This is a genomic window from Treponema sp. (genome assembly GCF_045657965.1).
Classification (GTDB): Bacteria; Spirochaetota; Spirochaetia; order Treponematales; family Treponemataceae; genus Treponema_D.
Map to the genome: position 1 here is coordinate 1 of NZ_JAZOUG010000127.1, position 6,154 is coordinate 6,154.

The following is a 6,154-nucleotide window of genomic DNA, read 5'->3' on the forward strand; positions in this document are numbered from 1 at the left end:
GAACGACATGGCTACGATCCGACTTGACAACGCCTTTTCTGCTTCTTGCGGCTTTCTGTTTTGCAAAAGGTTCAAGAAGGCTCGATGCATGGTTTAGAAGCACAAAACTTTACAAAAATCATCTTGAAGACTTCGTTCAAAACCGTGCAATGACTTTAAAAACCAAACTTTTTATTCTTATTCCGGCGACAGTCATGCTTTTAATGGCTTTTATAGGAATGAGTCATAAAGATACAACAGGCACAAGAATCGGACGGGTTACAGTAGTCATTTTGATTATTCTTAAATATGTGTATTTTTTTACGAGAATAAGGACGATTCCTACACAAACGGAAAATGGAAAGGTGAAAATTGAAAACTGATAGACATGGATAAACATAATCTGTGTAAATCTGTGGATAAACAATGAATATCGAGCAAAAAAGGCAGAATGAATACAAAACTGTTCTCTTAATGATCCGGATTTTCTGCAGGGGAAGGCATAAAAATCGTTCTGCAATGAAAAATCCTGAAAATTTGTGCGAAGAGTGCAGAAATCTTTCTGAATATGTAAAAGAGCGGGTAGAAAAATGCCCCTTTATGGAAACAAAGACTTTCTGTTCTGCCTGCCGTGTTCACTGCCTAACGCTACTCACGATTAAGAAGGTGAAGGTCGTTAGACCTGAACAAATCTGCTTGTTAATAAAAAATCTATGTAAATCTGTGGATAAAAAAGAGGTAATTTATGAAACTGATTCAATTTATAAACCTTGGCGGGCCTGTAAACTGGGTGCTTGCGGCTTTGCTCTGCTTTTGCTGCTGTCAGTGTCTGGAGCGGGGAATTTACTTTTTTCAGACCAGGCGTGGAAGTAAAAAAGATGTGATTTTACGCCTCAAAGAAAAAATGACTGCAAAAGGCGAACTTGATGCGCAAAAAAAAATGAAAGCATTTCATTCAGAATGTTCGATTCTTTACTACGAAATGAACCGGGGTCTGTGGTTTTTGAATTTTACTTCGTCCGTTGCTCCTTCGCTTGGGCTTTTGGGAACTGTAACCGGCTTAATCGGCGCATTTTCTAAACTTTCAGAGGCAGGTGCAAACGTAAATATTTCTGATTTGTCCGACGGAATCTGGGAAGCAATGCTTACTACTGCTTTCGGTATGATTATTTCAATCCCGTCTCTTTTGTGTTACAGAACATACAAGAGAATTATCGAAAAGCGGCTTCTTGCAATGAGCCTTTACGACGAGGAAGAAAATGCACTCTCTTGATTTTCTGCACCATCACGAAGAAGAACTTTCAATCAACATTACATCGATGATTGACGTGATTTTTATTCTTCTGATTTTCTTTATGGTTTCAACTCAATTCAAAAAAGCTTCCCTTCCGCTGGAACTTCCGAAAACTGAAGAATCAACGGAATCGGCTGAAGACAATTCAACGAAAGTACTTGCCGTTAACGCTGATAAAATGGAACTTGACGGAAAAATCATCACGATTGAGGAGCTTGAGCCGGCTCTTAAAAAAATGTATGCCGAAAATCCTGAACTTGCACTTTCGCTTGAATGTGAGCGCAGCGTGGATTTTGAGCACATCGTTCAGATTCTCACAAAAATACAGAATGCCGGAATCAGCCGCATAGGAATCGTTCATGAAATGCTTGAATGAAAATGTGTCATTGTCTGGCTTAACCGGACAATCCTTAAACGAACTTCACACATTCTCCCCAAAAAGATGGGCATTCTGTTCTTTTTTTACGCTCGTCCTTGTTCTCGGCGTGCTTGCCCTTCCGTTCTGGAATTTCCATGTTACCGCCACTGTCAGCGAATCGATTTCAGAAAATGCCGTTTCGGTCGTTAAGGTCACTCAAAGGCGAAAAGTTAAGGCTGTTAAAAAAGTGGTCGAAAAGAAAATCCAGCCGAAACCGGAAAATTCAATTCCTGCAATTCCAAAAGAGCCGGCCGCAGATTCAGAAGAAAAAATTGAGGAAGTCGAAACACAGGAAACGCCTGACGAAACGAACGAGCTAACCGAAGAAAATTTTTCTGACAGCATACAGGACTCTGCTCAGACCGAAAGTGCCGGCGAATTTTCAGAAAATCCTGTGATTTCAGAGGAAGTACAAAAAGCCACTGCAAGCTATAAATCCTACGCTCTTTCAAGAATTGAGTCAAAAAAACAATATCCTTACTCCGCCCGCTCAAAAGGTCTTGAAGGGAAAGTGCGTCTTTCTGTAATCATAAGTCCCGACGGAAGCCTGAAAGAAGCAAAAATCTTAAAGACATGCGGGCACGAAATTTTAAACGAAGCAGCCCTTAATGCAGTAAAAAAATCTGCTCCGTTCAAAAAAATGAAAGGCGGTATGAGTGCAATGACACTGATATTTGTGATGGATTTTTCATTAAAATGACTTTATTTTCTAAAATTTTCAAATAAAATCTAAATTTTTTCAAAAAAATGTATAGAATAAAATTTTATTTAAAGTTATTAATGGCTAACAATAATTTAATAATACTAACTTATAAAAAAATGATTCAAAAAAAATTATTAAAAAAAACACAGATTTTCTTTATAGCGATATTGTTCAGTGTATCTTCTTTTGCACAGGAATCTGATTTTGAAGATGCTGACGATGCCGTAATTTCTGTAAATGCAGGCCGTATTTCACAGAATGTAAGCGAAGAAGTGCAGAAAACAGAAGTCATCACTGACGAAGAAATCCGTAAATCTGGAAGTAAAACCGTAGGAGATGCATTAAAATCCCTTCCTGGGATCAATGTTTCTAATGCAAGCGCCGGAAATGCAAATGAAAGCGTTACCATGCAGGGCTTAGGCACAGGTTATGTCAAAATCATGATTGACGGTGTTACGGTTAGCACGGATATTTCTGGTTCTACCCCGGTATTTCAGATTCCAGTAGAAAATATTGACCACATTGAAGTCATAAAAGGGGCCGATTCTGTTCTTTACGGAAGCGAGGCTATGGGCGGGGCAATAAATGTTGTCACAAAGAATAATATAGACAAATCCGGCGAAGATAAAAAAATCAGCGTTTCGGGCAATCTTACCGAAGAAATCGGATTTTCGCCTTCAATCAAAGACTGGAAAGATTACACGGCATTAAGTCTTTTTGCAAACGGAACAAATCTTTCAAATGCACTGATTGCCTGTCTTAATTATGTTCCAGGAAAAGAAAAAACAGCTTCAGATGCTCTTGCAGGCTCAATTACATACTACGAAAATACAAAAAAAATCTTAGGTTTTGCACGCGATACTCTCACATGGAAAGACGAATGGGGCAATATTGCTCTTTACGGTTTGTATGCAGATTCATATCAGGTTTCAAACTATACAAAAACAGGTTATGACAAAGGCTCTGACATGGAATACCGTTCCACAAGAGGAGAAGCAGGCCTTACCGGAAAATATATTTTGGGCGACAGTTTTTACATCGACGGCTTTACAGCAGGAAAACTCTACTTCCTTGACACAACATACAATGTAAAAGCCGGTGCTTATTCATCATCAAAATCAACAGAATCAGATTCTGCTGACTGGGAAACAGATTTACGGGCTCACATTAAGCCGACAGATTTTCAGGACATTACGGCCGGGGTAAATGCTAATTTAGAATCGATAGACGGAACTTCTTTTGAAGAGCGGAAATACGCCCTTGAAACATCACTTTTTGCACAGGACAGCATTTTGTTTTTTGACGAAAAACTCACGGTAGTTCCGGGCATCCGCTTTGATTTTGCACCTTCTTTGAGCGGAGGAAGTACAAATTTTATGGCGACACCAAAACTTTCGTTCAAGTACAATCCGGTCGAAAAAACAGCGTTACGTCTGAGCTACGGAATGGGATATAAAATTCCTTCACTTCGCGAAAAATACTGGATTTTTCGTCATAACTATGCACCGGGAAGCGGAAACTTTATTCTTTACGGAAACGAAAATCTTGTACCGGAAAAATCACACAGCTTTAACGCAGGCTGGGAACAGAATGTTTCCGATGTATTTAAGTTTTCAGTTGAAGGCTACTTTAACTACATAATTGATTTGATTGATTCTGTTGTAACAGATGCCGCTTCAACTCCGCAAATCCGTGAATATCAGAATGTGGACAAGGCCGTAACTTACGGAGGCGAGCTTTCGCTTTCTTCTGACTGGGATGTTTTTAAGATTAAGGCAGGCTATGCTTTGACTTTTGCAAAATATTTTGATGAGCAAATTGATTCCTGGGAAAATCTGGCACTCCGCGTAAAGCACAGAATTACAGCCAGTGCAGAATACACAGTTCCTGTAATTGAGACGACACTTTCCGTAAATGCACAGTGGAATTCGCCTCAGCTTTTAAGTTCCGGAACAGATTATTACACGCCGGATTATTTTATGCTCGGTGCAGACATTTCAAAAAAGTTTTGGGATGAAAAACTGACTGTTTACTTCGGAATAGACAATATTCTGAACAATCTGCATTTTAAAAAAGGCACAAACGGCGAAAATCAGAAAGACTACTACGGCTTAACCGAAGGCACTGTTCTTCGGCTTGGAGTAAAAATTAATTTTTAAGGAGTTTTTTATAATGAAAAAAGTTATTTTTGCAGCATTTGCATTTATTTCAGTTTTAATATTTTCTTCATGCAGTAACGATGAAGATACATCAGTTACAGATTACGATATTTCAGAAATTTACGGCTGGACATATTACGGAAACATTACGGCTTCAAGCGGAAACACGCTTATTCCTTCTATTGTTATTTACAACGACGAAAGATGTGACTGGAATATGAGCGTAAACGGAATGAATAATAATCAGTTTTATTACTATTCTGTTAAAAACTCAGAAGCAAACTACACGCTTTACTGGTATAGCGCCGAAAACGTTTCCTACTGCAAATCAAAGGATTCTTCAAAGGCTTCTATGGTCGTTCAACTTGGAATCAACAGTCTGGACGAAGTGGTTATTCTTCTTACAGGCGATAATTTGACTGGAGTTTCAGGAATGACGAATACCCGTGTTCCCATGACAAGACAGACGAATATCGGAAAAAACACCACTCCGAGTGAAATTGAATATGATGAGGAAGTCGAAGACATTTCTATTGAAATACCATCTGCCGCACAGGCTTCATCCTGGGGCGGAGATAGTTCTTACACAGGAAGTTTTGTCTATATGGTTGGAGATGGCGGCTCGCTTGCAAAAGGAAGCGGCACAAGCGGAACTGACGAAAGTGGGAACGAAATTACTCCGACCGTAAAAATTACAGACACAAGCTCAACTGCGGCAAATACTGTGACCGTTACAGTTCCGCGTTTTGCATACACGGAAGCAATGACAATTGAGCCGTACGATATTGAAGGTGTTCAGGTTTCTAAAGACGGAGAGACCTACTATCTTTCGTATGAAGCTGCCTCTGAATCCACAGTAACGGCAGAAAAAGCTGACGGAACGACAATCAATATTAATTCACTCACACTTAAAGGAAAACTGGAAAACGGAACTCTAACGTTAAGGACATCTTTCTATCCTGGAAAAATGCCGTTTCCGATTATTCAGATTTTCACAAGTACAAACTAAAGATTACTTTCACGGCAGACCGGTAGCCGTGTTGTGATAAAAGACGGGTGTAGACTCGCCTTATAAAAAATGTGGATTGCCTTTTAAGCGAATCCGCAAAAGGAAAAAATTATGTTAAAAAGAGTATTTTTGGCAGGAATGGCTCTTGCCCTTCTTTCATTTGGTGTCACTTCATGTGCAGATGAAGATGAAACAACATCTGTAAATGTTGATAATAATAATTCAATTACAAATACTTACGAGTATTCTTCTCTCTATGGTAAGACATTTGCCTATACAGGTACAACACAGAGCGGAAGTTCTATGACTCAGTACATAACTGTAACAGACAGCGAAAATGTAACGTGGAAAATGGTTTCAAGCTACACACATGCTTTTGATTTCACATCATGCTCTGTTGAAAACACAGCTGCAGATGAATATACAGTTACTGGAAGTTACACATTTAATGGAAATGCTTCTTCAGTTTCAATGGTATTCAATATCAAGGCTTCTGATGAATTTGACTGGACTTACAGTGGCAAAACTTATGAAGGATTTACACTGTATTCAGCCGAATATGACGTGACAGCAGAATTGAGCTGCTTTGTAA

General features: G+C 39.1%; 8 protein-coding genes. All 8 read left to right on the plus strand.

Annotated elements, in window-relative coordinates:
- Positions 1-362: YbaN family protein (locus ACKI5B_RS04570; RefSeq protein WP_407426281.1), on the plus strand; the 362-nt coding region annotated here is incomplete at its 5' end.
- Positions 363-405: 43 nt separating this feature from the next.
- Positions 406-852: a nitrous oxide-stimulated promoter family protein gene (locus ACKI5B_RS04575; RefSeq protein ID WP_407426283.1), complete on the plus strand. Its 447-nt coding sequence runs from the start codon at positions 406-408 to the stop codon at positions 850-852.
- Positions 734-1,252, plus strand: coding sequence for a MotA/TolQ/ExbB proton channel family protein (locus tag ACKI5B_RS04580; protein WP_407426295.1), 519 nt, complete (start codon positions 734-736; stop codon positions 1,250-1,252). Before ACKI5B_RS04575 ends, ACKI5B_RS04580 begins: the two co-directional genes overlap by 119 nt.
- Positions 1,239-1,649, plus strand: a complete 411-nt coding sequence (locus ACKI5B_RS04585; protein WP_407426285.1) for an ExbD/TolR family protein — start codon at positions 1,239-1,241, stop codon at positions 1,647-1,649. The genes ACKI5B_RS04580 and ACKI5B_RS04585 overlap by 14 nt, the downstream gene beginning before the upstream one ends.
- Positions 1,633-2,391 carry an energy transducer TonB gene (locus ACKI5B_RS04590; RefSeq protein ID WP_407426287.1) on the plus strand — a complete coding sequence of 253 codons (759 nt, stop codon included), beginning with the start codon at positions 1,633-1,635 and terminating at the stop codon, positions 2,389-2,391. The genes ACKI5B_RS04585 and ACKI5B_RS04590 overlap by 17 nt, the downstream gene beginning before the upstream one ends.
- Positions 2,392-2,510: 119 nt before the next feature.
- Positions 2,511-4,553 carry a TonB-dependent receptor plug domain-containing protein gene (locus ACKI5B_RS04595; RefSeq protein WP_407426289.1) on the plus strand — a complete coding sequence of 681 codons (2,043 nt, stop codon included), beginning with the start codon at positions 2,511-2,513 and terminating at the stop codon, positions 4,551-4,553.
- A 13-nt stretch (positions 4,554-4,566) separates the two neighbouring features.
- Positions 4,567-5,562: a calycin-like domain-containing protein gene (locus tag ACKI5B_RS04600; RefSeq protein ID WP_407426291.1), complete on the plus strand. Its 996-nt coding sequence runs from the start codon at positions 4,567-4,569 to the stop codon at positions 5,560-5,562.
- Between the two features lie 111 nt (positions 5,563-5,673).
- The coding region (locus tag ACKI5B_RS04605) for a hypothetical protein (protein WP_407426293.1) at positions 5,674-6,154 on the plus strand (481 nt) is incomplete at its 3' end.

What these genes read in the sequence shown, in the direction of transcription:
- ACKI5B_RS04575 (WP_407426283.1), top strand. Translation starts at nt 406, where the DNA reads ATGAATATCGAGCAAAAAAGGCAGAATGAATACAAAACTGTTCTCTTA.
- ACKI5B_RS04585 (WP_407426285.1), top strand. Translation starts at nt 1,239, where the DNA reads ATGCACTCTCTTGATTTTCTGCACCATCACGAAGAAGAACTTTCAATC.
- ACKI5B_RS04600 (WP_407426291.1), top strand. Translation starts at nt 4,567, where the DNA reads ATGAAAAAAGTTATTTTTGCAGCATTTGCATTTATTTCAGTTTTAATA.
- ACKI5B_RS04595 (WP_407426289.1), top strand. Translation starts at nt 2,511, where the DNA reads ATGATTCAAAAAAAATTATTAAAAAAAACACAGATTTTCTTTATAGCG.
- ACKI5B_RS04590 (WP_407426287.1), top strand. Translation starts at nt 1,633, where the DNA reads ATGAAATGCTTGAATGAAAATGTGTCATTGTCTGGCTTAACCGGACAA.